At 80.8% G+C, this 1086-nt stretch carries 1 protein-coding gene; it reads right to left on the reverse strand.

Annotated elements, in window-relative coordinates; genetic code table 11:
• Positions 1 to 1086, reverse strand: a 1086-nt coding sequence (locus ABEB16_RS20575) for a S8 family serine peptidase (protein WP_345714053.1), incomplete at both ends; no start/stop codon positions are given.

Below are 1086 nucleotides of genomic sequence, written 5' to 3' on the forward strand. Positions count from 1 at the left end.
CGCGACGGCGACCCAGACGACGAGCAGCCCGGCGCCGTAGCCCGCCGGCCAGGCCGCCTGCGCGGCGGCGGTGACGAGGGTGCGCTCCACGTCGGCCACCGGCATCGCGGGGGCGACGGCCCGGACCAGCGCGGCGGCCGCGGCGACCTGCGGGGCGGCGAAGGAGGTGCCGGTGGCGAAGGCGTACTCGGTGCCGTCGTAGCGGCCCGAGCGCGGCGGCACCGCACCGAGCACCTGCTCGCCGGGCGCGGACAGGTCCACCCGCTCGTCGTGCCCGGCCCAGCCCGCCGCGGCACCGGTGAGGTCGCTGGCGGAGACGGACACGACGCCCGGGTAGGACGCCGGGTACACCACGGGGTTGCCGCAGCCGGTGGGCCGCTCCGGCGCGCACGGCGCGCCGTCGTTGCCGGCGGCGGCCACCACGACGACGCCCGCCGCGACGGCGCGCTGCACGGCCTCCTCGACGACGCGGCTGCGGTCGGGCCCGGCGATGGAGAGGTTGACGACGTCGGCGCCCGCGGCCACCGCGCGGTCGATGCCCGCCGCCACCGCGCCGCTGCCGCAGGTGGGGTCGCACACCCGCACGGGCAGCACCTGCGCGCCCGGCGCCACCCCCGCGCCGCCCGTGCCGTTGCCCAGCCGCGCGGCGAGGACGGAGGCGACGAGGGTGCCGTGCAGCAGCGTGTCGGGGGTGTCGCCCCCCGGGGGCACCGGCGCGACGTCGACCTGCGGCAGCAACGCACCGCGCAGGTCGGGGTGGTCGGCGAGCACCCCGGTGTCCAGGACCGCGACGAGGGTGCCGGCGCCGGTGGTGCGCTCCCACGCCTGCGGCGCCCGCACCGCCGCCAGGTGCAGGGTGTGCGGCAGCAGCGGGTCGTCGTGCACCGCGACCGGCTCGTAGCGCACGGCGACGTCGGCGGCGAGCACGTCGCCGGCGCCGTGCAGCCGGTCGGCCAGGGCCCGCGCCGCCCGCCCGCCGGGGGCGTCGACGGAGGTGGTGACGGGGTGGCCGTCCACGAGCCGGGTGACGTCCACCGCGGCGGCCGGTGCGGCGGCGGCGGGCGTGGTGGCAGCCGCGGGTGCGGC

The sequence above is a fragment of the Kineococcus glutinatus genome, from assembly GCF_039542765.1.
GTDB lineage: Bacteria > Actinomycetota > Actinomycetes > Actinomycetales > Kineococcaceae > Kineococcus_A > Kineococcus_A glutinatus.